The following is a 24,417-nucleotide window of genomic DNA, read 5'->3' on the forward strand; positions in this document are numbered from 1 at the left end:
TACGGCGGAATAAGCCGACTGTTCTCAGCGTCCTCGCTGATGTGCCATCCCAATGGGATGGACTTTTCCAAAGGAACCGCGTCCGACCGTGATGGTCGAGACGGGGTTGTCAATCTGGCGTTGACTTTTGGCACGCTGTTGAGTTCTCAAGGAACGGACGCTTCCTTCGTACTCACCCTCTCGGGCTTTCCTCCGGGCTTCCCTTCGGTGTTTCCGACTCTATCAGACTCTTTCGGGCCCGATTTCCTCGGTGCTTTCCGGTTCCCGCTTTCGCGTTTCCCTTCCGGCGGTGTCGACTCTATCAGATCCTTTCGGGCCTGATTCCCGGTCAACTCGGGTTGTCTGCACGGCCGTTGCGGGCCGTTTCGACGAAGTGAGACTTTAGCGGAATCCTGGCTCCCGAGCTAATCGGGGGCCATTCCTCATTTCGTAAGAGCGCACGAAAGCGATACCGCGTTCGAGCGCGGAATGCTTGAAGTGGGTCTTGCGGAATGGTCGCCCGGGGCCGACGAAGTCGGTGCTCACGTCGGGCAACTCGAAGAACCTTACGGATCGAGGGGGGCCGTGTCAACCCGCCGCCAGCTCACGGCTGCGGTCGCGGGCTGCTTCCAGGGCGGAGAGGAGTGCGGCGCGTACGCCGTGGTTCTCGAGCTCCCTGATGGCGTTGATGGTGGTGCCGGCCGGGGACGTCACGTTCTCGCGGAGCTTCACCGGGTGCTCGCCGCTGTCGCGGAGCATGACGGCGGCGCCGATGGCGGCCTGGACGATGAGGTCGTGCGCCTTGTCGCGGGGCAGGCCGAGCAGGATGCCCGCGTCCGTCATCGCCTCGACCAGGTAGAAGAAGTACGCCGGGCCCGAGCCGGAGAGTGCGGTGCAGGCGTCCTGCTGGGACTCCGGGACGTGGAGGGTCTTGCCGACCGCGCCGAAGATCTCCTCGGCGTGGGTGAGATCGGCGGGTGCGGCGTGGGTGCCGGCGGAGATGACGGACATGCCCTCGTCGACCAGGACCGGGGTGTTCGGCATGACGCGGATGACCGGGGTGCCCTCGGTGAGGCGCTCCTCGATGAACGAGGTCGTGATGCCGGCCGCCGCGCTGATGATCAGGCGGTCCTTGGTGACGTGCGGGGCGAGTTCGTCGAGGAGCCTGCCCATGTCCTGGGGCTTGCAGGCCAGGATCAGGGTGTCGGCGTGCTTGGCGGCGTCGGGGTTGGTGACGGTTTCGACGCCGTAGCGCGTACGGAGTTCCTCGGCTCGCTCCGGGCGGCGGGTCGTCACCAGGAGGTTCTCCGGGGCCCAGCCCGCCCTGAGCATGCCGCTGAGGAGGGCCTCGCCGATCTTGCCGGTGCCGAGGACGGCGACTTTCTGGGTCATGGGGAAGGCCTCCTGGATCGCGTCGTTCGTGGGGCCATCCTCGCATCGGGGGCGGTGGCGGGGCGGGGTCGTCTCACAGCGCGGGCGGCCGCGGTGTCATGCGGTGCGGCGGCGCAGGGTCGCGGCGCCGAGGCCCAGGACCGCAAGGGCGCACAGGGCGACGATCAGGATGTCGCGGATGAAGTCGGCGGTGACGTCCGTGTGCTGGAGGACTTCGCTCATTCCGTCCACCGCGTACGACATGGGCAGCACGTTCGACAGCTTCTCCAGGACGGGCTGCATGTTCTCGCGGGCGGTGAACAGGCCGCAGAGGAGGAGCTGGGGGAAGATCACGGCCGGCATGAACTGGACGGCCTGGAACTCCGAGGCGGCGAAGGCCGAGACGAAGAGGCCGAGTGCCGTGCCGAGCAGGGCGTCGAGGAGGGCCACGAGCAGGAGCAGCCAGGGCGAGCCGACCACGTCGAGGCCGAGGGCCCAGAGGGCGAGGCCGGTGGCGAGCAACGACTGGACGATCGCGAGCGTGCCGAAGGCCAGGGCGTATCCGAGGATCAGGTCGGCCTTGCCGAGGGGCATGGCGAGGAGGCGTTCGAGGGTGCCCGAGGTGCGTTCGCGCAGGGTCGAGATCGAGGTCACCAGGAACATCGTGATCAGCGGGAAGATGCCGAGGAGCGAGGCGCCGATGTTGTCGAAGACGCGCGGGCTGCCGTCGAACACGTAGCGCAGGAGCAGCAGCATCACGCACGGCACCAGGATCATCAGCGCGATGGAGCGCGGGTCGTGGCGGAGCTGGCGCAGGACGCGGGCCGCGGTGGCGAGTGTGCGGGAGGTGTTCATCGCGAGGACTCCTTGCTGCTGGTCTCGTGGGCGGTGGCCTCGTCGACCAGGCGGAGGAACGCCGCTTCGACCGTCTCCGTGTCCATGCGCCGGCGCAGGGCTTCCGGGGTGTCTCCCCCAGCCTCCGGCCGGGAGGTGCCCCCAGCGAGGATCTCGCCTTCGCGCATGAGCAGGAGGCGGTGGCAGCGCTCGGCCTCGTCCATGACGTGCGAGGAGACGAGGATCGTGGTGCCGCGTCCGGCGATGTCGTGGAAGAGCTGCCACAGATCGCGGCGCAGGACGGGGTCGAGGCCGACGGTGGGTTCGTCGAGGACGAGGAGCTCGGGGGTGCCGAGCAGGGCGACCGCGAGCGAGACGCGGCTGAGCTGTCCGCCGGAGAGGTTGCCGGCGAGCGCGTCGCGGTGGGTCTCCAGGTCGACGTCGGCGATGGCGCGGCGGACGTAGTCGTGGCGCAGGTCCGCGTAGCCGCGGCCCGGCATGAGGATCGTGGCGAAGTAGTCGAGGTTCTGGCGGACGGTGAGGTCCAGGTAGACCGAGGGTGCCTGGGTGACGTAGCCGATACGGGAGCGCAGAGGGGCCGAGCCGGCCGGTTCGCCCAGGACCTCCAGGGTGCCGGTGACCTTGGCCTGGGTGCCGACCACGGCGCGCATCAGGGTCGACTTGCCGCAGCCGGAGGGGCCGAGCAGGCCGGTGATCTGGCCGCGGGGCACCTCGAAGTGCAGGCCCTTGAGAACGGTGCGGGGGCCGCGTACGACGGCGAGGTCCTCGGCTTTGATCGCGGGGCCCGGGGCGCCGTCGGGAGCAGGTCCGGATCCATAATTCATCATGTGATGAATATGGGGCGTGCGGGGGTGCGGCGTCAAGGAGTGCTGGTGGGCGGGGCGAGGGCGGGAGGCGGGAGACCCTGTGGGTCAGGCCGGGTTGAGGGCGACGGTCAGTTCGACCGTGTAGTGCTCCTCCAGCTCGCCGTCCGGGAACCGGGCGAGGAGTTCCGCGCGCTCCTCGGCGAGCAGCGGCGCGGCGCGTTCGGGGCCGAGTGCGGCGAAGTAGGAGCGGCTGCCCAGGTGGGCGAGGTGGGCGTCGATCGGGACCCAGCGGGTCCATTCGATACGCCGGTGGGCGCGGGCGGCGGCCGGTGCGAACTCCGCGAGCAGACTCTCGGTGTCGACCGCGACCCCGAAGCCGTGGTGCCCGGGGACGCGGGCCGCGAGGCGCTGCTCCTGCTCGGCGGACCACGGGCTGTCGGGCACGTTCCACCACAGGGCGAGCGCACCGCCGGGGCGCAGGACGCGCAGGGCCTCGGGGATCGAGCGGGCGGGGTCCGTCCAGTGCCAGGACTGGGCGTACGTCACGAGGTCCGCGGCGCCGGCGGCGAACGGCAGGGCCTCGCCGGCCGCACGGACCAGCGGCACCCGGGGCAGCGAGGAGCGGAGCTGTGCACCCATGCCGGGCCCCGGCTCGACCGCCACGACCCGGGCGCCGCGGTCGTGCAGCAGCCGGGTGGCGATGCCGGTGCCCGCGCCGACGTCGAGGACGCGACGGCCGTGCAGCGGAACTCCGGCCAGATCCTCCAGCGTGCTGAAGAGCTGGGGCGGGTAGCCCGGGCGGGCGGCGGCGTACTGAGCGGCTACGGCGTCGAAGGAGAGCGCGAAGTCGGTCATGCCTCCATGGTCGCCGCAGGGGCGGCGGTCGCCCAGGGGGCGTACGGGGTGCGTGCGGGTGAGGGTCGGCCGCGGGCCCTTGCTCACGGCCTCTCGGTGAGGGGCTCTCGCGCACGGGCCCTTGGCCGCGCGCGGCCGGTCTCAGCCGCGGCGCTTCTTCTTGGAGCGGTTGGAAGGGTTGCCCGCGCGGCGGGACGAGCGGCGTTCGTACTGCTCGCGGGCCGTCTCGTACTCCGTGCGGCGCAGCTTCTCGCCCGGGGCCTCGATCAGGTTGCGGACGAAGTACGCGAGCAGCACGCCGATGAAGCCGATGGCCATCAGGCCGCGCGTGGCCTGGGCCTTCTCGGGGTCAGGGCGCTTGCCGTACGACTCCAGGGTGCGGCGGAAGGCGATCGCGCTGCAGGCCGAGAAGGCGACGATGACCAGGAGGTTCACGAAGCTGCCGACCTTGGCGATCGCGAGGCCCTCGTAGGCGAAACGCAGCACGAGCGCGCCGGCTGCGGCGAGCACGAGAGCGCCGATGCCGACGCCGATCCGGCGCCAGAGGTAGCCGCCGTCGTGCTCCACCCAGGTGGTGCCGAACAGGGGCAGGGCCTCGGGCTGCGGGCCCGCGGGGGTGGGGCCGGGTGTCGCGTTCGTACCGTTTTCTTCGCTCACACCGTCGATTATCGCGGACCGCGCGGGCGGGCACGGTCACGCAGGCGGCCCGCACCTCGTGTCAGGAGATGCGGGCCGCAGGGTGCACGGGTCGGGCGTCAGCCCAGCTTGCTCACGTCGCGGACCGCGCCCTTGTCCGCGCTGGTGGCCATCGCCGCGTACGCCTTGAGGGCCGCGGAGACCTTGCGGTCGCGGTTCTTCGGGGCGTACGTGCCGTTCAGGGCCGCCTCGCGGGCCGCCAACTCCTCGTCGGAGACCAGGAGTTCGATGGTGCGGTTCGGGATGTCGATGCGGATGCGGTCGCCGTCCTCGACGAGCGCGATCGTGCCGCCGGAGGCCGCCTCGGGCGAGGCGTGGCCGATCGAGAGGCCCGAAGTGCCGCCGGAGAAGCGGCCGTCGGTGATCAGCGCGCAGGCCTTGCCGAGGCCGCGGCCCTTCAGGTACGAGGTCGGGTAGAGCATCTCCTGCATGCCGGGGCCGCCCTTGGGGCCCTCGTAGCGGATGACGACCACGTCGCCCTCCTTGACCTGCTTGAGGAGGATCTTCTCGACGGCCTCCTCCTGCGACTCGCAGACCACGGCCGGGCCCTCGAAGGTCCAGATCGACTCGTCCACGCCGGCGGTCTTCACCACGCAGCCGTCCACGGCCAGATTGCCCTTGAGGACCGCGAGGCCGCCGTCCTTGGAGTAGGCGTTGGCCACGTCGCGGATGCAGCCCTCGGCGGCGTCCTCGTCGAGCGTGTCCCAGCGCTCGGACTGCGAGAAGGCCTCGGCGGAGCGGACGCAGCCGGGGGCCGCGTGCCACAGCTCGACCGCCTTCGGCGAGGGCGAACCGCCGCGCACGTCCCAGGTCTTGAGCCAGTCGGCGAGGGACGGGGAGTGGACGGAGTGCACGTCCTCGTTGAGCAGGCCGCCGCGGTGCAGCTCGCCGAGCAGGGCGGGGATGCCGCCGGCGCGGTGCACGTCCTCCATGTAGTACGTGCGGTTCTTGCCCACGTTCGGAGCGACCTTGGCGAGGCAGGGGACGCGGCGCGAGACGGCGTCGATCTCGTTCAGGCCGAAGGGGACGCCCGCCTCCTGGGCGGCTGCGAGCAGGTGGAGGATCGTGTTGGTCGAGCCGCCCATCGCGATGTCCAGGGCCATGGCGTTCTCGAAGGCCTGGAAGGTGGCGATGTTGCGCGGCAGGACCGAGTCGTCGTCCTGCTCGTAGTAGCGCTTGGTGAGGTCCATGACCGTGCGGGCCGCGTCCTCGTACAGCGCCTTGCGGGCGGTGTGCGTGGCGAGGACGGAGCCGTTGCCGGGGAGGCTCAGGCCGATCGCCTCGGTGAGGCAGTTCATCGAGTTGGCGGTGAACATGCCGGAACAGCTGCCGCAGGTCGGACAGGCGTTCTCCTCGATACGGAGGATGTCCTCGTCCGAGATCTTCTCGTTCACAGCCTCCGACATCGCATCGACCAGGTCGAGCGTGCGGACGGTGCCGTCGACGAGCGTGGCGCGTCCTGCCTCCATGGGGCCGCCGGAGACGAAGACCGTCGGGATGTTCAGGCGCAGGGCCGCGTTCAGCATGCCCGGGGTGATCTTGTCGCAGTTGGAGATGCAGATCAGGGCGTCGGCGCAGTGGGCCTCGACCATGTACTCCACGCTGTCCGCGATCAGGTCGCGGGAGGGCAGGGAGTAGAGCATGCCGCCGTGACCCATCGCGATGCCGTCGTCGACGGCGATCGTGTTGAACTCGCGCGGGATGCCGCCGGCCTCCTTGATCGCCTCGGAGACGATCCGGCCGACGGGGGCGAGGTGGGTGTGGCCGGGGACGAACTCGGTGAAGGAGTTCGCCACGGCGATGATGGGCTTACGGCCGATGTCTCCGCTCGGTACGCCCGACGCCCGCATAAGGGCGCGGGCGCCCGCCATGTTGCGGCCGTGGGTGACTGTGCGGGACCTCAGCTCGGGCATCGCCGCTCGCTCCTTCGTCTTTGCCTGTCCGACCAGACAGCGCTGGTCCGATCGAGCGTACGCCGCTGCTCCAAGATCTGGACGGGGTGTCCGGGATACGGGATGGAGTCTCGGTTGTCGGACCGGTTCCGGGCGTCGGGGCTCAAGGGCGTGGCGCCGGCGGGGCTAGTTTTCCGTCAGGTACCGCTGAAGTGTCGGCGCGACCAAGGCGATGATGTCCTCCGGGTCCGCCGATGCCAGGGGCTCGACCTTCACCACGTAGCGGATCAGCGCGATGCCGACCATGTGCGAGGCCGCGAGTTCCGCGCGGAAGCGGGGGTCGGGGACGTCCAGGTCCGCCTCGACGCGTTCGATCAGGCGGGTCAGGACGAAATTGCGCAGCACCTTCGCGGCCATTTCGTGCGTCACCGCCGAGCGGACCACCGCGAGCAGCGGGACGCGGGTCGTGGGGTTCTCCCAGACCGAGAAGAAGAAGCGGGCCAGGCGTTCGCCCGCCCCGTCGGGTCCCGGGCCCGCGATGCCCGCCGCGACCACCTCCGGTGCGCCGAGCGCCGGTTCGAAGCTGGCCTCGATGGCGGCCGCGAAGACGTCGTCCTTCGTACCGAAGTAGTGGTGGACGAGGGCCGAGTCCACGCCGGCCGCCTTGGCGATGGAGCGGATCGAGGCCTTGTCGTAGCCGCGTTCGGAGAACTGCTCGCGGGCGGCGGCGAGGATCCGTTCCCTGGCGCCGGGGCCCGAGTCCGATTCCTTGCGGGAGGGGCGGCCGCGGCCCCGGCGGGCGGGGGCGGCGGGAGGTGCCGTCCTGCCGCGGGCCGAAACGGTCTCGCCACGGGCCGAAGGGGTCTCGCCGCGGGCCAAAGGCGTCTCGCGAGCCGAAGGCGTCTCGCCGCGCGCCGGAGACGTCTCACGGGCCGGAGACGTCTCCTCGCCCTCCGGACCAGCCGCGTGTTCTGCCCGGGTCACTGCTGCGACGCGGCGTTCAGGGCCGAGGCCAGATGGAGCCGGGTGAAGGCGAGCGCTTCGGCGAGATCGGCCTCACGTTCGGCGCTGGACATCGCGCGCCGCGTGTTGACCTCGATGACGACATGGCCGTCGAAACCGCTGAGCGCGAGCCGTTCGAGCAGCTCGGCGCAGGGCTGGCTGCCGCGGCCCGGGACGAGGTGCTCGTCCTTCGCCGAGCCGTTGCCGTCGGCGAGGTGGATGTGGGCGAGGCGGTCGCCCATGCGGTCGATCATCTCCAGCGCGCCGGTGCGGGCCGTCGCCGTGTGGCTGAGGTCGATCGTGAAGTGCCGGTAGTCGTCCTTGGTGACGTCCCACTCGGGCGCGTACGCGAGCATCTCGCGGTCGCGGTAGCGCCACGGGTACATGTTCTCCACCGCGAACCGGACGTCCGTCTCGTCGGCCATCCGCCACAGCCCGGTGACGAAGTCCCGCGCGTACTGCCGCTGCCAGCGGAACGGCGGGTGCACGACCACGGTGGACGCGCCGAGCTTCTCGGCGGCGGCCTGGGCGCGCTGCAGCTTGGTCCACGGGTCGGTGGACCAGACGCGCTGGGTGATCAGGAGGCAGGGCGCGTGCACCGCGAGGATCGGCACCTGGTGGTAGTCGCTGAGCCGGCGCAGCGCCTCGATGTCCTGGCTGACCGGGTCCGTCCAGACCATGACCTCGACGCCGTCGTACCCGAGGCGCGCGGCGATCTCGAAGGCCGTCGCCGTCGACTCCGGATAGACCGAGGCCGTCGACAGAGCGACCTTCGCATCCGGGATGCGCACCACTGGTTCTGCCACGAGGGACAGGGTACGGGCCTCGTCGGGCCGGCCGGCAGGAGACCTGGTGGACCCGCCGGGCTCTAAGGGATGGCTCAAACCGTCGCTCCCTCGGGGGTTCCGCCGGGCGCGGCCATCTGGTCGAGGCGGCGCAGGATGACGCCCTCGCGCAGCGCCCAGGGGCAGATCTCCAGGGTCTCCACGCCGAACAGGTCCATCGCGCCCTCGGCCACGAGGGCCCCGGCGAGCAGCTGTCCGGCGCGGCCCTCGGAGACGCCGGGCAGCTCGGCCCGCTCCTGCTCGGTCATGGCGGCGAGCTGCGGCACCCAGTCCTCCAGGGATTTCCGCTTCAGCTCCCGCTGCACGTAGAGCCCCTCGGCGGACCGGGCCGCGCCCGCGAGGCGGGCCAGCTGCTTGAAGGTCTTGGAGGTGGCGACCACGTGGTCCGGGTTCCCGAAACGGCTGAACTCCCCCACCGTACGGGCGATTTGAGCCCGCACGTGGCGGCGCAGCGCCTTGACGTCCTGCGGGTCGGGCGGGTCGCCGGGCAGCCAGCCCGCGGTGAGGCGGCCGGCGCCGAGCGGGAGGCTGACGGCGGCGTCGGGGTCCTCGTCCATGCCGTACGCGATCTCGAGGGAGCCACCGCCGATGTCGAGCACGAGCAGCTTGCCGGCGGACCAGCCGAACCAGCGGCGCGCGGCGAGGAACGTGAGCCGGGCCTCGTCCTCGCCGGAAAGCACCTGGAGATCGACGCCGGTCTCGCTGCCGACCCGGGCCAGGACCTCGTCGGCGTTGCGCGCCTCGCGGACGGCGGAGGTCGCGAACGGGAGGACGTCCTCGCAGCCCTTGTCCTCGGCGGCCTCGAGGGCACCCTTGATCGTGGCGATCAGGCGGTCCACGCCTTCGGGGCTGATCGCCCCTGTGTGGTCGAGGAGTTGGGCCAGCCGCAGGTCTGCCTTGTGCGAGTGGGCCGGCAGCGGGCGCGCGCCGGGGTGGGCATCCACCACCAGCAGATGCACCGTGTTCGAACCCACATCGAGGACGCCGAGTCTCATACGTAAAACGCTACTGCGCGTTCGGGGATCGACGGTCCACGCGAGGTGCTCCACGCGCATACCCTGGGTGCGTGCCCAAGACGAAGAACGCGAAGTCGCAGAAGTCGGGTAAGCCCGGTAAGTCGGGTAAGACCGGCAAGGCAGGCAAGGGCGGTGACGCTGTGACGGCTGCACAGAAGGACTCCAAGGTGGCGAAGGCCGGCAAGGGCGGGAAGACGAAGGCGGTCGCTCCCGCCGACGAGCAGGGGCTCGATTTCCCGCGCGCCTGGGTGGAGTTCGCGGATCCCGCCGACGAGGAGCAGATCTTCCGCTGCGACCTGACCTGGCTCACCTCGCGCTGGCACTGCGTCTTCGGCAGCGGCTGCCAGGGGATCCGAGCGGGCCGCGCCGACGACGGCTGCTGCACGCTCGGCGCGCACTTCTCCGACGAGGAGGACGAGCAGCGGGTCGCCGGCTTCGTGGCCAAGCTCACGCCCGACATCTGGCAGCACCACGACGTCGGCACGGCCTCGGGCTGGACGCAGGAGGACGAGGACGGCGAGCGGCAGACCCGCCGCTGGCAGGGCTCGTGCATCTTCCAGAACCGCCCCGGTTTCGCGGGCGGCGCGGGCTGCTCCCTGCACATCCTGGCGCTGCGCGAGGGCCGCGAGCCGCTGGAGACCAAGCCGGACGTGTGCTGGCAGCTGCCGGTGCGGCGGACGTACGAGTGGATCGAGCGCCCCGACGACACCAAGGTCCTCCAGGTGTCGATCGGCGAGTACGACCGGCGCGGGTGGGGGCCGGGCGGCCACGACCTGCACTGGTGGTGCACCTCGGCGACCTCGGCGCACGGCGCCGGGAAGCCCGTCTATCTGTCGTACGAGCCGGAGTTGAGGGAGCTGATGGGGCCGGCCGCGTACGAGGTCTTGGTCGGGCTGTGCGAGCAGCGGCTCGCCTCGCAGTTGCCGTTGGTGGCGCCGCATCCGGCTGATCCTGGGGTCTGAGACGGGGACGAGACGGAGCCGGACCTCCGTTGCGAGGCCGGTTCCGTGCCCCTCCCCGCAACCGGTTTCCGGCCCTAGGGTCGGGCCATGGCTCTGCTTGACGTGGTGGGTGCCGTGGTGGGGGTCGCAGCGCTCGCTCTGGGCGGGTGGCAACTGCGGGTGGCGGTGCTCGACCGGCGCGACGCCCGCAGCCGCCGGGCCGCCGCCGACCCCGGGCCGCCGGGAGCGGACCGGGCGCTTCCGGTCTCGGTGCCGTTCGGCCGGCTCCCCGCGGAGGTGCTGGGCCGTGACGACCTCCTGGCCGAGCTCGATTCCTCGCTGAGCGGCGTCAGGAGGCGGCGGCCTCCGGTCTGGGTGCTGGCCGGCCTCGGCGGGGTGGGCAAGTCGACGGTCGCGCTGCGGGTGGCCGCCCGGGCACGCGGCCGGGGATGGCCGGTGTGGTGGGTGAACGCCGCAGATCCGTTGTCGCTGCGCGGTGGAGTCCTGGAGATCCTGCGGCAGTTGGGCGCCCCCGATGCCGTCGTACGGGAGGTGCGGGAGGGCGCCGCGACCGCGGCCGACCGGTTCTGGACCTTCGTCGACGGCACCGTACGACGAGCCGTGCTGATCTTCGACAACGCCGACGAGCCGGCGCTCCTGTCGGCCGACGGTGCGACGCCGCCGGGTGACGGCACCGGATGGGTCCGGCCCGGCACACGGGTGCACCTCGTGGTCACCACGCGCACCGTCGACCGGGACACCTGGGGCTCCTGGGCCTCGCTGCGGGTGCTGACGGCGCTCGACGGCGCGGCCTCGGCGCAGGTGCTGCGGCGTCTGGCACCGGGGGTGGACGACCCCACCGGGCGGGAAGCGGCCGCTCTGGCCGAGCGGCTCGGCGGGCTGCCGCTCGCCCTGCATCTGGCCGGCACCTACCTGGCGTCGCCCTTCGCGCGATGGCGCACCTTCGGCGCCTACCAGCAGGCGCTGGACAGCGCCGCGGTGGCGGAGGTGATCGCCGATCTCGATGCCGTACGGCCGCATGGGCGCGTCGCCGTGTCCCGGACCTGGGAGCTCTCCCTGGACGCGCTGACGGCACGGGGCATCGGGCGCGCGCGGGGTCTGCTCCATCTGCTCTCGTGTCTCGCGCCCGCCACACCGATTCCGGGCAGTCTGCTGCGGCCGGAGGCGGGCACCGCCGCACGCGAGGACGCGGCGGCCCTGCGCGGCCTGGCCGAGGTGGGGCTCATCGAGGTCGCGGACTCCGCGGAGGACGGCTCCGTGGATGTGGTCGTGCACCCGGTGGTGGCCGACATCTGCCGGGCCCGCGTCCTGGCCGGCCGGAGTACGGACGGGGGTGGGGACACGGGTGGGGACAGAGGCGGGGACAGGCGTACGGACGAGGGCCGGGGTGCGACGGAGGACGGGCAGGTCATGGCGGAGGCCGTCGGGCTCCTCGCGGCGGCCGGCGGGCGACTGGACGCGGATCGGCCCGGTGACTGGCCGGACTGGGAACGCCTGCTCCCCCACGTGTCGGCGGCAGTCACGTGGATGGCTCCGCATCTGGAACCGCCGTGCCTGGCCCGGCTGCTGGCGGTCAGCCGGGCGGCCTTCGGCGCGCTGTGGGGCATCGGGCGGCAAGGGGGCCGCGACGGCGAGGCGTTGGCCCGGGCCAACGCGGCCGCGGCCGCGCGCCTGGGCGAGACGCATCCGGACAGCCTGGCGGCCTGCAACGACCTGGGGATCTACCTCTCCGCCACCGGCGCACCGCGCGAGGCGGAGGCACTGCTCCGGTCCGTGCTCGCCGGGCGGCGCGGGGTTCTGGGCGAGGACCACCTCGACACGCTGCGGACGCGGGACGCGCTGATCGGCGCGCTCCTGGAGCAGGGCCGCTTCGCCGAAGCCGAGCCGCTGTACCGCGGACTCCTCACCGACATGACACGGGTCCTGGGCGCGGAGCACCCGGAGACCCTGTCGACCCACGTGGATCTCGCGTGGTCCATCGGCATGCAGCAGCGCCCGGCGGAGGCCGCGGACATCTGCCGGCGGGTCCTCGACCGCGCCCGCAGGGTCCTGGGCGAGGAGAACCCCAGAACCCTGGACGCCTGGGACGACCTCGGCCGGTGGACCAATGAACAGGGCGATCACGCCGCCGCCGAGCGGCTGGCCCGCACCCTCCTCGACGTCGAACTGCGGGTGATGGGACCCGGGCACCAACTGACCCTGACCACACGGGCGAACCTGGCGCGGTCCATCGCCGACCAGGGGCGGTTCGACGAAGCCGAGCGCCTGCTGCGCGCCTGCCTGGCCGACATGGAGCGCGTCCTCGGCGCGGACCACTACCGGGCGATCACGGCCCGCCGCCATCTCGCGGACACGGTGGCCGCGCGGGGCGGCACGGCGGAGGCCGGGCCGCTCTACGCGCAGGTGCTCCGGCTCCAGCAGCACCGGCTGGGTTACGACCATCCGGAAACGCTCCTCACCCGTCGGCTCGTGGCGGAGTCGGCGGGCGGCTGAGTGGGGGTGGTGGGGGGGCTCGGGTGGGCGACGGGGACTGGTGTGGGTGGCGAGTGGCCGGTGTGGGTGACGAGCGGCTCGCGTGGGAGCGGATAGCTGATGTGGGCGGTGGCTTGGCTGACGTAGGTGACGCGTGCCTGATGTACGCGACGAGTGGTCCGCGTAGGAGCGAAGGGCTGACGTCGGCGGTGGCTTGGCTGGCGTAGGGGACCCGTGCCTGACGTACGCGACGAGTGGCCGACGTAGACGCCGAGCGGCCGACGTAGGCGGTGGATCTCCGACGCAGGCGATGGGTGGGGCACGTCGTGTACGACGGGTGCGAACCGACGGGCAGTGGTCCGGCCGGCGCGCCCGACGGGCACAGGCCCGACCGGCAGGCCCGACCCCCATGCCCGACCTGCGCCGATCGGCCGCCGGGCACGGCCTCACCCCGAAGGGCTGGGCCCCGTCGTGTCGCTGGGCGGCGGATCCGACGGCGCGGGATCCGTGGAAGGCGGCGGGTCCGAGGACGGAGGCGGGTCGCTGCTCGGGGGCGGGTCCGACGGTCCCGGGTCCGAGGGGCCGGGGTCCGAAGGACCGGGATCCGTGGGGCCCGGGTCGGACGGGCCGGGGTCCGAGGGGCCGGGATCCGAGGGGCCCGGGTCGGACGGGCCGGGGTCGGACGGGCCCGGGTCTGACGGGCCGGGATTCGAGGGGCCGGGGTCCGAAGGGCCCGGGCCCGGGGAGCCCGCGCCGTAGCCGTCGATGACCACCACCGCGTTGCCCGGGTCCACCGCGATGCGGGCCGTCCACGGGCCCGCCGGCTGGCGGGTGTGGTCGACCCAGACCTGGATCGTGATCGATTCGCCGGGGCGCAGCGTGCCCGAGGTGTGGCTGAAGTAGAGCCACGACGCGTCGCTGTATGCCGACCAGTGGACCGGGCTGCCGCCCGAGGCCGTGAGGGTGATCAGGGTCGTGTTGCCGTGCGGCTGGGCGTCCACCGTCAGGCGGCCCGGCCCGACCCCCGGCTTCGTGGGGGCGGCGCCGGGGCTGATGACCTCCACGGAGACGTCCGGGGAGCGGCTGCCCGCGGTGAAGCGGGGGTCAGGTTCGGTGCGCGCATTGCCCGCGTTCTCGTACGTGTCCGTGGCGTCGTCGCCGTTCAGGCCGCCGGGGCCGTCCGCCTCGCTGGCCGAGATCGAGCGGCCGTCGCCCTCGCCCGTGAGCGGCGCGCCGCGGTAGGCCGCCCACAGCGCGAGCACCGGGGCCGCCACCACGGTGGCCACCACTGTGGTGGTGACGGCACGGGCCCGCAGCCGGTCGCGGCGGGCCGCGCGGTCCTTGGGGTCCATCGGGAAGCCGCGCCGGTCGAAGCGGGGCGCGCCGCCGCGCGCCCGCGAGGCCGCGAGCATCGCCGCGTGCAGGGCGGCGCGCGGCGCCTCGATCACCGGGAGCGCGGCAGGAGAAACGGTTGTTCCGGGCCAGGACCTGGCGCCCGCGCGCTCCGCCGTCAGCCGGCAGCGCGGGCAGTCGTCGACATGGCGGACCAGCTCGCCGCGCAGGGCCGAGCCGAGCAGCAGCTGATTGTCACCGGTGAGCCGGGCCACGATCGGGCAGGTGCCGGTCTCGACCACGGCGAGCGCGGCGCGGGTCCGCTCCACCTCGCAGGCCGCGGAGGCGAGCAGCTCCCGCGCGGCGGCGGTGTCCATGCCGAGCACATCGGCCACCTCGGCGGGACCGAGGCGGTGGCGGACCGCCAGCTCCAGGGCCTCGCGCTGCTCGGGCGTGGTGCCGGCGGCCTCCGGCCAGGCGAGCCGCGCGAGTTGACGCGTGCGCTCGCGCGCCACCTCGTCCTCCGCGGACACCTCGGAACCGTCGGGACCGTCGGCGGACCTGCCGGCCGCATGCGCGCCCTGCCGCTTGCGCTTGGCCTCGGCGAGCCGGCGCAGACAGGCCCAGCGGGCCAGCGCGTACAGCCAGGCCCGGCGCTCGGCGCGGCCGGTCGGGCCGCCGCGTCCGGTCCTGCGCTCGGCGAGGGCGAGCACGTCGCCGAGGGCCTCGGTGGCCGCATCGTGATCGCAGAGCACGGACAGGCAGTACGTGAACAGGCCGTCCAGATAAGGCTCATAGCGGTGCGGCGGGTGCTGCACGGCCGTCCGGTGCGCACGTCGGTGCGCCCGGTGTGCGCCGGTGGTCTGTGTGGGGTGCTCCGGGCTGCTCGTCGTCACCCGTGCGACCGTAGGTGCCGAGGTCGGGGCCCGTCCGGGCCCTTGCATACCTTTAGCTCATACGGGTGAACGTATCCCTCGAAAGGGGACAGGAACCGTCGATTCCGGACCCATTGCCGACCGCCGCGCCGCACCTTTCGTGATCGCTCCTGTCGCTCCCTGTCGCCACAGTCGCCACAGCCGCCACAGTCCAGGCGCTCAACGATCCATCGGTGTACGTCAGTTCGCGGCGGCCGCCCCGGAGGAGAGTTTCTCCGCAGCCACCTCGATCACCTCGTCGAGCACACCCCGCGAGCGCACCAGGTCCGCGATCATCCCGTCGATCCGCTCCCGCTCCGCGCTCAGCTCCTCGACGAGGCGCGGGGTGGCGATCTCGCTCGGGCCGCCGTCCGCGTCCCGCATGCAGGGCAGCAGCTGGGCGATCTTGCGGCTGTGCAGCCCGGCCGCGTACAGCGCCTGGATGAGGACGACGCGGTCGACCGCCTGCTCCAGGTAGTCGCGGTGCCCGCCCGGGGTGCGGTCCGAGCCGAGCAGCCCCTGCTTCTCGTAGTAGCGCAGCGACCGCTCGCTCACGCCCGTGCGCGCCGCCAGTTCACCGATCCGCATCTCGCACTCCGTTCCGACTCGCTTGACGACGAAGGGACTTGAATCTGACACCGGTGTCAACTTCTACGTTACGGCCATGACGAACCCACTCTTCACCCCGGCCCGCATCGGCTCCATCGACCTCCCCAACCGCCTGGTCATGGCCCCGCTCACCCGCAACCGCGCCCACGCCGACGGGGTTCCGTCCGACCTGATGGTGCGGCACTACGCCGACCGCGCCTCGGCCGGCCTGATCATCGCCGAGGGCACCACGCCCAACGCCGTCGGACAGACCTACCCCGACATCCCCGGCATCCACACCGACGCCCAGGAAGCCGGCTGGCGCCGCGTGACCGAGGCGGTGCGGGCGCGCAGCGGCCGGATGGTGCTGCAACTCCAGCACGGCGGCCGCAACGGGCACCCCGACACAAGCGGCCACCTCCCGCTCGCCCCCTCCGCGATCGCGCTCCCCGAGGACGTGCAGACACCCAGCGGTCCCCAACCCGCCCCCGTGCCGCGGGAGATGACCCTCGACGACATCCGCAGCACGGTCGCCGACTTCGCCGCGGCCGCGCGTCGCGCCGTCGCCGCCGGCTTCGAGGGCGTCGAAGTGCACGGCGCCAACGGTCAGTTGCTGCACCAGTTCCTGAGCGAGAACAGCAATCTGCGCACCGATGAGTACGGCGGCGCACCCGGGCAGCGGATCCGGTTCGCGGTCGAGGTGGTGCGCGCGGTGGCGGAGGCGATCGGACCCGAGCGGGTGGGCCTGCGCATCTCGCCCGGGGCGACCGTGAACGGCATGGCCGAGGGCGACACGTACGCGATCTACCGCGCGCTCGTCGGCGAGCTCGCGCGGGACGGACTCGCGTACCTGCACCTCGTGTACGCCGACAGCGACCCGCGGCTGTTCGCGGAACTGCGGGAGCTGTGGCCGGGCGTGCTCATCGGCAACCCGGTGCTGACCCGCGAGGACGTGGCCGCGGACGGCGGCCTGCGCAAGGGCGGGCTGCTGCACGCGGCGGGCGCCGACCTGATCTCGCTCGGCCGCGGCTTCCTCGCCAACCCCGACCTGGTCGAGCGGCTGAAGGCGGGCGCGCCGCTCAACGTCGTACGGGACAAGTACCTGATGTACACGGGCGGGGCGACCGGCTACAACGACTACCCGACGCTGGCGCAGGCCCTCGCCGCCTGAGCCGCGTGCTACCACTCTCCGCGCCCCCCTTGCCCTACAGTCTCCGGTCTCCCCACCTCACCCCTTGACCGACTCGACGATCCGCCGGGCGGCCTCGGCGGGTGTGAGGCGGGTGGTGTCCACGACCTCGGCCGCGGCGTGCAGCCAGGTGCGGGCCGCCTCGGCGTAGGGCTCCAGGTACGCGAGGCGGAACGGGGAGTCGGGGCCCGTGACGGTGTCGCCCGCGATCCGCCGGCGGAGCGTCTCCTGGTCGGCGTGCAGCACGAAGTGCCGTACGGGAACGCCGTGTTCGGAGAGACCGCCGCTGATCTCCCGCCAGTACTCCTCGACCAGGACGGTCATCGGCATCACGAGCGTGCCGCCGGTGTAGTCGAGCACGCGGCGCGCGGTCTCGACGACGAGCGGGCGCCACGGCGGCCAGTGCTGGAAGTTGCCCGTCCACGGCAGCGGCGGCTTGATGTCCATCAGTGCCTCGCCGACCTTCTCGGCGTCGAAGACCCGGGAATCGGGGAGCAGCTCCTGCACGAGCGCGCCGGTCGTGGTCTTGCCCGCACCATGGGTGCCGTTCAGCCATACGATCATGCGGCCCCAACCTACGCGGCGGACCTGCGGCCCGTCTGCTCCCTGCTCCCCTGTCCCTGCCGTGCGGGGATGTCAGTGGCGACCGCTACGGTTTCGCGCATGGCTGCCCGTACGAAATCGTCCAAGGACCGTCCCGCCTACCGCTGCACGGAATGCGGCTGGCAGACGGCCAAGTGGCTCGGCCGCTGCCCCGAGTGCCAGGCCTGGGGGACGGTGGAGGAGTACGGCGCGCCCGCCGTGCGCACCACCGCGCCGGGGCGCGTCACCAGCTCCGCCCTGCCCATCGGACAGGTCGACGGGCGGCAGGCCACCGCGCGCTCCACCGGCGTGGACGAGCTGGACCGGGTGCTCGGCGGCGGGCTGGTGCCGGGCGCCGTGGTGCTGCTCGCGGGCGAGCCGGGCGTCGGCAAGTCCACGCTCCTTCTCGACGTCGCCGCCAAGGCCGCGAGCGACGACCACCGCACGCTGTACGTGACGGGCGAGGAGTCCGCGAGCCAGGTGCGCCTGCGGGCCGACCGCATCAAGGCGATCGACGACCACCTGTACCTGGCGGCCGAGACCGATCTGGCCGCCGTGCTCGGCCACTTGGACGCGGTGAAGCCCTCACTGCTCATCCTCGACTCCGTGCAGACCGTGGCCTCCGGCGAGATCGACGGTGCGCCCGGCGGTATGGCGCAGGTCCGCGAGGTGGCCGGGGCGCTGATCCGCGCGTCCAAGGAGCGCGGGATGTCCACGCTCCTGGTCGGCCATGTCACCAAGGACGGCGCGATCGCGGGCCCGCGACTGCTCGAACACCTCGTGGACGTCGTGCTGCACTTCGAGGGCGACCGGCACGCGCGCCTGCGTCTGGTGCGCGGCGTGAAGAACCGGTACGGGGCCACGGACGAGGTCGGCTGCTTCGAGCTGCACGACGAGGGGATCACCGGGCTCGCCGACCCGAGCGGCCTCTTCCTCACCCGGCGCGCCGAGCCCGTGCCCGGCACCTGCCTCACCGTCACCCTGGAGGGCCGCCGCCCGCTGGTCGCCGAGGTGCAGGCGCTCACGGTCGATTCGCAGATCCCCTCCCCCCGCCGCACCACCAGCGGCCTGGAGACCTCCCGCGTCTCGATGATGCTGGCCGTCCTGGAGCAGCGCGGCCGGATCAGCGCGCTCGGCAAGCGGGACATCTACTCGGCGACGGTCGGCGGCGTGAAGCTCTCCGAGCCGGCCGCGGACCTCGCGATCGCGCTCGCCCTGGCCAGTGCGGCCAGTGACACACCGCTGCCGAAGAACCTCGTCGCGATCGGCGAAGTGGGCCTCGCGGGCGAGGTCCGGCGGGTCACGGGAGTGCAGCGCAGATTGGCCGAAGCCCACCGCCTCGGCTTCACCCACGCCCTCGTGCCGGGGGATCCGGGGAAGATCCCGCCGGGCATGCGGGTCACCGAAGTGGCCGATATGGGGGACGCGCTCCGGGTCCTTCCGAGGTCGCGTCGGCGAGAGGCCCCACGGGAGGAGGACGAGCGCCGGTAGACTTTGCCCCGGTCTCGCCCGTCCGTACGAAACACGGGCCCCATGCGTAGGCGCCGCAAGCCCGCTGACGCACGGACGCCGGCCCGCCGACGCCACGGACGACATGCCCCGCGTACGCACGCACGCGGGCCACGGACACCCGGCGAGGCCGCCAGTAAAACCGAGTGCATGGAGAAGGGGAGCAGATCCCCATCCCGGAATCCCCGATCCGGAGGAGAGCAGTGGCACCCAGCGACCGGGCAGCGAATCCCGGCAAGGACAAGGCCGCGGCTCAGAGCAGGGCGGGCGGCTCGGGCAGCGCGTCCGACGTGCTGATGCGCGCCTCGCTGAGCGCGGTCGCGCCCGGCACCGCACTCCGCGACGGCCTGGAGCGGATCCTGCGCGGCAACACCGGCGGTCTCATCGTGCTCGGCTCCGACAAGACGGTCGAGACGATGTGCACGGGCGGGTTCGTCCTCGACGTGGAGTTCACCGCCACGCGCCTGCGCGAGCTGTGCAAGCTCGACGGCGGCATCGTGCTGAGCTCCGACCTGTCGAAGATCCTGCGCGCGGGCGTGCAGCTCGTGCCGGACCCGACGATCCCCACCGAGGAGACCGGCACCCGGCACCGCACCGCCGACCGCGTCTCCAAGCAGGTCGGCTTCCCGGTCGTCTCCGTCTCCCAGTCGATGCGGCTGATCGCGCTCTACGTGGACGGGCAGCGCCGCGTCCTGGAGGACTCGGCCGCGATCCTGTCCCGCGCCAACCAGGCGCTCGCCACCCTGGAGCGCTACAAGCTCCGGCTCGACGAGGTGGCCGGCACCCTCTCCGCCCTGGAGATCGAGGACCTGGTGACGGTCCGGGACGTGTCGGCCGTGGCGCAGCGCCTGGAGATGGTGCGCCGTATCGCCACCGAGATCGCGGAGTACGTGGTCGAGCTCGGCACGGACGGCCGCCTGCTCGCCCTCCAGCTGGACGAGCTGATCGCGGGCGTCGAGCCCGAGCGCGAGCTCGTCGTGCGGGACTATGTGCCGGAGCCGACCGCAAAGCGCTCGCGCACGGTGGACGAGGCGCTCTCCGAGCTCGACGCGCTCTCGCACACCGAGCTGCTCGAACTTCAGGTCGTGGCAAGGGCGTTGGGCTACACCGGCTCCCCCGAGGCCCTCGACTCCGCGGTCTCGCCGCGCGGTTACCGCCTGCTGGCGAAGGTGCCGCGGCTGCCGGGCGCGATCATCGACCGGCTCGTGGAGCACTTCGGCGGACTGCAGAAGCTGCTCGCGGCCAGCGTGGACGACTTGCAGACGGTCGACGGCGTGGGCGAGGCCCGCGCCCGCTCGGTGCGCGAAGGCCTGTCGCGGCTCGCGGAGAGCTCGATTCTGGAGCGGTACGTGTAGGGACGTGCGGGTGGATCCCGCCCGGGACCTGCGGGTGGGTCCCGCCCGGGCCGCCGGCCCGTGCAGGGCCGCTTCCGTCCGGCCTACGCCTCTTCCAGGACGAAGGAGGCGCGCAGCGTCCCCGTCCCCTCGCCCTTCGCCTCGACCAGATACGTGCCCGCCGAGGCCGAACCCGGGGCCGGCGAGGCGCAGTCGGGGGCGCTCGGCCTGCGGTCCCAGTTCAGGGTGTACGTGATGGCGCTGTTGCCGGGCAGGCGGTAGAGCAGGCTGCCGGCCGTGGCCGGGCAGTGCGAGGACTTCCAGTACGGGTCGTCGTCACCGGCCTTGGTGATCGTGATGACCAGTTCCTTCGGGCCGAGGTCGACCTTGCAGTCGGCCGAGGCCTTGTTCTTCGCGACGATCTCCACCTTCGGCTTCTCGCCCGGCTCGTAGCGGTTCTTCTCGCTCTCGACCGCCAACTCCAGGTCGGTGGCACGGCAGTTGGGCAGTGGCGAACCGGCGGGCAGCTGCTCGCCGGAGCTCGAGCCCGCGTTGCCGCCGGAGCCCGACCCCGCGGCCGTACCGCCCGAGCCCTCGCCCGAGCCGCCGCCGTCCGCACCCGAACCGGATCCGGACCCGGAGCTGTCGCCGCCGCCGTCCTCGCCCGAGGACGCACCGCCGTCGTCGCCCGACTCGTCGCGCCCGCCCGGCTGTTCACTGATCGCGGGTCCCGAGCCGGACGGGCCCGGGGTGATCGAAGGTGCGGGGTTCTTGCCGTCCGCGCCTTTGCCACCGGCGCCCCCGCCGCCGGACGTGACGACCCACACGACGAGCAGCACGAGGAGGCCGAGCACAGCCAGCAGCACCGCCCTCCGTCGCCAGTAGATGGAGGAGGGAAGCGGCCCGACCGGATTGCGCAGAGATCCCACGGCGCAAACTGTACGAGAGATCGTGCCCGACTCCCGCCCCACCCGCCGCCACGGAGTTCAACTTTTCCGGATCATCATTCCGGGAAGAGCGGTTCAAAAGCCGTGTCGGACGCCTAGTTGGGCGCTCTGTGCCGGCACCGCGGGACATCGGACCCGGGTCGCAGGTCCTGGATGCGTATCCCTGACGATCGTCAGGTGCGGCTGTGGCCGATCGCCGGATGTGGGCGTACGGGCCGCTCCGTACGGTCGGGATCATGGAAGCGACTCCCTTGCACGCCCTGTCGTCCGCGCCGCCGGTCGACACCTCCGGGCTCTACCGCACGATCACCTCCTTCGCCCAGGACGCACCGGGCTGGATACAGCACTTCTTCGAGGTGTGGACGGAGGCCGGACTGCTGCTGTTCGGCGCGCTGTTCGCGGCGGCCTGGTGGCGGTCGCGGCGCGGGGAGCCGCGGGCGGTGGCCCTGGCCGTGCTCGCCCCGGTCGCGACGGCGTGCGCGTACGTGGTCAGCGAGCTCCTGAAGTCGGTGGTGGACGTGGAGCGCCCCTGCCGGGCCGTGGCCGGAGCGGCGCGACCGCTCGCCGTGTGCCCGCCGCAAGGCGACTGGTCCTTCCCCAGCAACCACGCCACCATCGCCGGCGCCTCGGCCGTCGCCCTCGCGCTGATCTGGCGCGGTCTCGCCTGGCTGACCGTGCCGCTGGCTCTGCTCATGGCGTTCTCACGGGTGTTCGTCGGGGTGCACTACCCGTTCGACGTGGCGGTGGGGCTCGCGCTCGGCGGCCTGGTCGCCTTTCTCCTCGTACGGCTGCTGCCGGGGCCGGTGACGCGGCTGGTCGTCGCGATGCGGGCGTCGGGGAACGCCGCGGTGCGGTGGTGTGTGGGGGCGGGGCCTGCGGCGCACGCGTACGTGCGGCCCTGAGGGCCGGGCCTGACAGGTGGGCCCGGCTTCAGGTGCCGTTGTGGTCCACAAGTCCCGCTTCGTACGCGACGATTGCGGCCTGGACGCGGTTCTTGACCTCCAACCGGTCGAGGACCGCGCTCACATACGCCTTCACCGTGCCCTCGACCAGGTGCAGCCGCGCGGCGATCTCCGGGTTCGACAGGCCGGCGCCGACGAGTGCGAGGACCTCGCGCTCGCGCGGGGTGAGCGTCCGGGTGCGCTCGCGTGCGGCGGCCGCGCGGCTCAGCCGCTCTCCCCCGTATCCCTCGATGACCTGCCGTGCCACCTTCGGCGAGAGGAAGGCGGCGCCGGAGGCCACCGCCCGCACCCCGGCGAGGAGTTCGGCCGGGTCGCCGGACTTCAGGAGGAAGCCGGTGGCGCCGCCGGTCAGGGCGCGGGCGACGTACGCGTCCTCGGAGAAGGTGGTCAGCATCGCGACGGCGGTCCGCGGCAGGGTCCGTACGATCTCCTCCGCCGCCGCGAGGCCGTCCACGCGCGGCATCCGGATGTCGAGCAGCGCCACGTCCACGCGGTGGGCGCGGGCGGCCTCGACGGCCTCGCGCCCGTCGGCGGCCTCGGCCACCACCTCGATGTCGGGGGCGAGGGCGAGGATGGCGCGCACGCCCGCACGGATCATGGCCTCGTCGTCGGCGAGGAGGACGCGGATCACTTGGGGCCTTTCGTTGGCGGGTGGGTCGGGTGCGGGTGGGGTGTCAGCTTGCGGCCGGGATCTCGTCCTTCGCGACGAGGCGGCCGTCCGCGAAGCAGAGCCGGTAGTTCGGGACGGAGACGAAGAGCCGGCCGTTCGCGCGGTAGTAGCGGCAGTCGGCGCCGGCGGGCGGCGCGGGGGCGCGGTCGGTCGGCGGGTCGGCCACCTCGCGCTCGGGCAGCACCTTCGCCACCTCGCTCTCGGCGTCCCCGACGGTGAGGCGCGCGTAGGCGGCCGGGCTCAGGACGGAGTGCGTCTTGCTGTACGCGTACCAGGCGAAGGTCCCGGCGACGAGCAGCGCGCCCGCGATGCCCGCGGCGGCGAAGGGGGCCCAGGTGCGGCGGGGGACGTGGAGTTGGGGTCGCTGTGCCGCGTCCGGGCGGGGGCTGTGGCCGGGTTCCGGTGTGCGCGTACCGTCGGCGGGCAGCCAGGCCCTGACCCGGAAGCCCGCGCCGTGCTCCCCCGCCTGGAAGGTCCCGCCGTGGTCGAGGACGCGTTCTCGGAGTCCGATCAGGCCGGTGCCGCGCGGGAGTCGGGGGTCGGCGGCGGGAACGTGCGGGGCTGTTCCGGCGGGAACGTGCGGGGCGTGCTGCGGTGCGCCCTCGTCCGTGACGCTGACCGAGGTGCCCTGTGCATCGCGGACGACCTCCACGGCGACGGCCGCTCCGGGGGCGTACTTCACCGCGTTGGTCAGGGCCTCCTGGACGATGCGGTGCACGGTCCGCTCGCGGACGGCGTCCCGTGCCGCGCCCTCCATCCGCAGCCGGACCGCGAGGCCCGACGCCTCCGCCCGCGCCACCAGCGCCTCGACCGACTCCCCGGCCGGCACGAGGGGTGCGCTGTCCTCGCCCTCCTCCCGGAGCAGCCCGATGATCTCCCGCAGACGGTCGGTCGCGTCGGCCGCCGCTGCCCGCAGGTCGGCTGCGGCCGCGCGGTGGTGTTCGTCGAGCGCGGGGTCGAGCTGGAGGGCTCCGGCGCGCAGGGCGAGCAGGCTGAGTTCGTGGCCGAGGGAGTCGTGCATGTCCTGGGCGATACGGGCGCGTTCGCGCAGCCTCGCCCGGTCGGCGACGATCCGCTGCTCGCGCTCGAGCTGTGCGGCGCGGGCCAGGGCTGAGGTGACGAGTTCGGCGCGCTGGTGCCAGTGGCGGCCGATCAGCCAGGGGAAGCAGGCGGCGAAGAGCAGCGTCGCGAGCAGCACGAGCCACTCGGGGACGGGGTCCACGTCCCGTACGAGGATCCGTACGGTGCCGAGGGCGGCGATGCCCGCGAACGCCCACGGTGCTCTGCGGGCGTCTCCGCGCGCGCCGAGGAGCAGGGCGAACACGGCGAGGGCGGGGCCGTAGGAGACGGTGAACAGGGAGGGGGCGGCGGCCAGGCCCAGGGCCGCGGTGGCCAGGAAGGCGAGGAGGGGGCGGGTGCGGTGCACGGCGGCCGCGGCGGCGAGTACGGCGAGCCCGGCCAGTTCCTGCCAGGCGGCGCGGGGCTCGTTCAGCCCGATACGGTCCGCGGCGACGGCGGGCACGGCGAGACAGCCCCAGAGAAGGGCGTCTGCGGCGAGTCGGCGTCGTACGAGGTGGGACACGCTTTCGACGCTACCGGTGGGGGTGGGGGCGGGGCCTCTGTCGATCGTCAGGTGTTG

General features: G+C 72.7%; 22 protein-coding genes. 7 read left to right on the top strand and 15 right to left on the bottom strand.

Going from position 1 to position 24,417, the window contains the following annotated elements:
- Nucleotides 1-321: hypothetical protein (locus BLT97_RS38345; RefSeq protein ID WP_218137352.1), on the top strand; the 321-nt coding region annotated here is incomplete at its 5' end.
- A 246-nt stretch (nt 322-567) separates the two neighbouring features.
- Here the strand turns inward: BLT97_RS38345 and proC are convergent.
- The 9 genes from proC to BLT97_RS36735 all read right to left on the bottom strand — a co-directional run bounded on the left by proC (nt 568) and on the right by BLT97_RS36735 (nt 9,296).
- Nucleotides 568-1,371, bottom strand: a complete 804-nt coding sequence (proC, locus tag BLT97_RS36695; RefSeq protein WP_093618325.1) for a pyrroline-5-carboxylate reductase — start codon at nt 1,369-1,371, stop codon at nt 568-570.
- Nucleotides 1,372-1,467: 96 nt separating this feature from the next.
- Nucleotides 1,468-2,205 carry an ABC transporter permease gene (locus BLT97_RS36700; RefSeq protein WP_093618327.1) on the bottom strand — a complete coding sequence of 246 codons (738 nt, stop codon included), beginning with the start codon at nt 2,203-2,205 and terminating at the stop codon, nt 1,468-1,470.
- Nucleotides 2,202-3,032, bottom strand: coding sequence for an ABC transporter ATP-binding protein (locus tag BLT97_RS36705; RefSeq protein ID WP_093618329.1), 831 nt, complete (start codon nt 3,030-3,032; stop codon nt 2,202-2,204). The genes BLT97_RS36700 and BLT97_RS36705 overlap by 4 nt, the downstream gene beginning before the upstream one ends.
- An 84-nt stretch (nt 3,033-3,116) precedes the next feature.
- Nucleotides 3,117-3,866, bottom strand: coding sequence for a class I SAM-dependent methyltransferase (locus BLT97_RS36710; protein WP_093618331.1), 750 nt, complete (start codon nt 3,864-3,866; stop codon nt 3,117-3,119).
- Between the two features lie 141 nt (nt 3,867-4,007).
- Nucleotides 4,008-4,523, bottom strand: a complete 516-nt coding sequence (locus tag BLT97_RS36715) for a hypothetical protein (RefSeq protein ID WP_093618333.1) — start codon at nt 4,521-4,523, stop codon at nt 4,008-4,010.
- Between the two features lie 98 nt (nt 4,524-4,621).
- Complete coding sequence (ilvD, locus tag BLT97_RS36720; protein ID WP_093618335.1) at nt 4,622-6,475, bottom strand: dihydroxy-acid dehydratase; 1,854 nt, start codon at nt 6,473-6,475, stop codon at nt 4,622-4,624.
- Between the two features lie 165 nt (nt 6,476-6,640).
- Nucleotides 6,641-7,333, bottom strand: a complete 693-nt coding sequence (locus tag BLT97_RS36725; RefSeq protein WP_093618337.1) for a TetR/AcrR family transcriptional regulator — start codon at nt 7,331-7,333, stop codon at nt 6,641-6,643.
- A 101-nt stretch (nt 7,334-7,434) separates the two neighbouring features.
- Nucleotides 7,435-8,262 (bottom strand): sugar phosphate isomerase/epimerase family protein, encoded by an 828-nt coding sequence (locus tag BLT97_RS36730; RefSeq protein WP_093618339.1) that lies wholly within the window; start codon nt 8,260-8,262, stop codon nt 7,435-7,437.
- A 74-nt stretch (nt 8,263-8,336) separates the two neighbouring features.
- Nucleotides 8,337-9,296, bottom strand: coding sequence for a Ppx/GppA family phosphatase (locus tag BLT97_RS36735; protein ID WP_093618341.1), 960 nt, complete (start codon nt 9,294-9,296; stop codon nt 8,337-8,339).
- Between the two features lie 188 nt (nt 9,297-9,484).
- On the opposite strand from BLT97_RS36735, the gene BLT97_RS36740 reads away from it, so the two are divergent.
- Nucleotides 9,485-10,279: a DUF3109 family protein gene (locus tag BLT97_RS36740; protein WP_093618365.1), complete on the top strand. Its 795-nt coding sequence runs from the start codon at nt 9,485-9,487 to the stop codon at nt 10,277-10,279.
- An 87-nt stretch (nt 10,280-10,366) separates the two neighbouring features.
- Nucleotides 10,367-12,772, top strand: a complete 2,406-nt coding sequence (locus tag BLT97_RS36745; protein ID WP_093618343.1) for a tetratricopeptide repeat protein — start codon at nt 10,367-10,369, stop codon at nt 12,770-12,772.
- Nucleotides 12,773-13,197: 425 nt separating this feature from the next.
- Here the strand turns inward: BLT97_RS36745 and BLT97_RS36750 are convergent, their stop codons facing one another.
- Together BLT97_RS36750 and BLT97_RS36755 are read right to left on the bottom strand one after the other, a co-directional pair.
- The gene (locus BLT97_RS36750) at nt 13,198-14,979 is read right to left on the bottom strand and encodes a BACON domain-containing protein (protein WP_093618345.1); all 1,782 of its coding nucleotides are present in this window, start codon (nt 14,977-14,979) and stop codon (nt 13,198-13,200) included.
- Nucleotides 14,980-15,198: 219 nt separating this feature from the next.
- Complete coding sequence (locus BLT97_RS36755; RefSeq protein ID WP_093618347.1) at nt 15,199-15,585, bottom strand: MerR family transcriptional regulator; 387 nt, start codon at nt 15,583-15,585, stop codon at nt 15,199-15,201.
- 76 nt (nt 15,586-15,661) lie between these two features.
- On the opposite strand from BLT97_RS36755, the gene BLT97_RS36760 reads away from it, so the two are divergent.
- The gene (locus BLT97_RS36760; protein ID WP_093618349.1) at nt 15,662-16,756 is read left to right on the top strand and encodes an alkene reductase; all 1,095 of its coding nucleotides are present in this window, start codon (nt 15,662-15,664) and stop codon (nt 16,754-16,756) included.
- Between the two features lie 57 nt (nt 16,757-16,813).
- Here BLT97_RS36760 and BLT97_RS36765 read toward each other — a convergent pair whose 3' ends face one another.
- Nucleotides 16,814-17,338, bottom strand: coding sequence for a P-loop nucleotide/nucleoside kinase family protein (locus tag BLT97_RS36765; RefSeq protein ID WP_093618351.1), 525 nt, complete (start codon nt 17,336-17,338; stop codon nt 16,814-16,816).
- 99 nt (nt 17,339-17,437) lie between these two features.
- Here BLT97_RS36765 and radA point away from each other — a divergent pair, with 99 nt between their 5' ends.
- Together radA and disA are read left to right on the top strand one after the other, a co-directional pair.
- Entirely contained in the window at nt 17,438-18,847 is a 1,410-nt protein-coding gene (gene radA / locus BLT97_RS36770; RefSeq protein ID WP_093618353.1) for a DNA repair protein RadA, read from the top strand.
- 221 nt (nt 18,848-19,068) lie between these two features.
- On the top strand, nt 19,069-20,220 hold the full coding sequence (disA, locus tag BLT97_RS36775) for a DNA integrity scanning diadenylate cyclase DisA (RefSeq protein ID WP_093618355.1): 1,152 nt from the start codon (nt 19,069-19,071) through the stop codon (nt 20,218-20,220).
- A gap of 83 nt (nt 20,221-20,303) precedes the next feature.
- Here the strand turns inward: disA and BLT97_RS36780 are convergent, their stop codons facing one another.
- On the bottom strand, nt 20,304-21,128 hold the full coding sequence (locus BLT97_RS36780) for a hypothetical protein (RefSeq protein WP_093618357.1): 825 nt from the start codon (nt 21,126-21,128) through the stop codon (nt 20,304-20,306).
- 254 nt (nt 21,129-21,382) lie between these two features.
- On the opposite strand from BLT97_RS36780, the gene BLT97_RS36785 reads away from it, so the two are divergent.
- Nucleotides 21,383-22,048, top strand: a complete 666-nt coding sequence (locus BLT97_RS36785; protein ID WP_093618367.1) for a phosphatase PAP2 family protein — start codon at nt 21,383-21,385, stop codon at nt 22,046-22,048.
- Between the two features lie 28 nt (nt 22,049-22,076).
- Here the strand turns inward: BLT97_RS36785 and BLT97_RS36790 are convergent, their stop codons facing one another.
- Nucleotides 22,077-22,739, bottom strand: a complete 663-nt coding sequence (locus BLT97_RS36790) for a response regulator transcription factor (protein ID WP_093618359.1) — start codon at nt 22,737-22,739, stop codon at nt 22,077-22,079.
- Between the two features lie 43 nt (nt 22,740-22,782).
- Nucleotides 22,783-24,360 (bottom strand): sensor histidine kinase, encoded by a 1,578-nt coding sequence (locus BLT97_RS36795; protein ID WP_093618361.1) that lies wholly within the window; start codon nt 24,358-24,360, stop codon nt 22,783-22,785.
- Between the last annotated feature and the right edge of the window lie 57 nt (nt 24,361-24,417).

The sequence above is a fragment of the Streptomyces indicus genome (assembly GCF_900100315.1).
GTDB classification, from domain to species: domain Bacteria; phylum Actinomycetota; class Actinomycetes; order Streptomycetales; family Streptomycetaceae; genus Streptomyces; species Streptomyces indicus.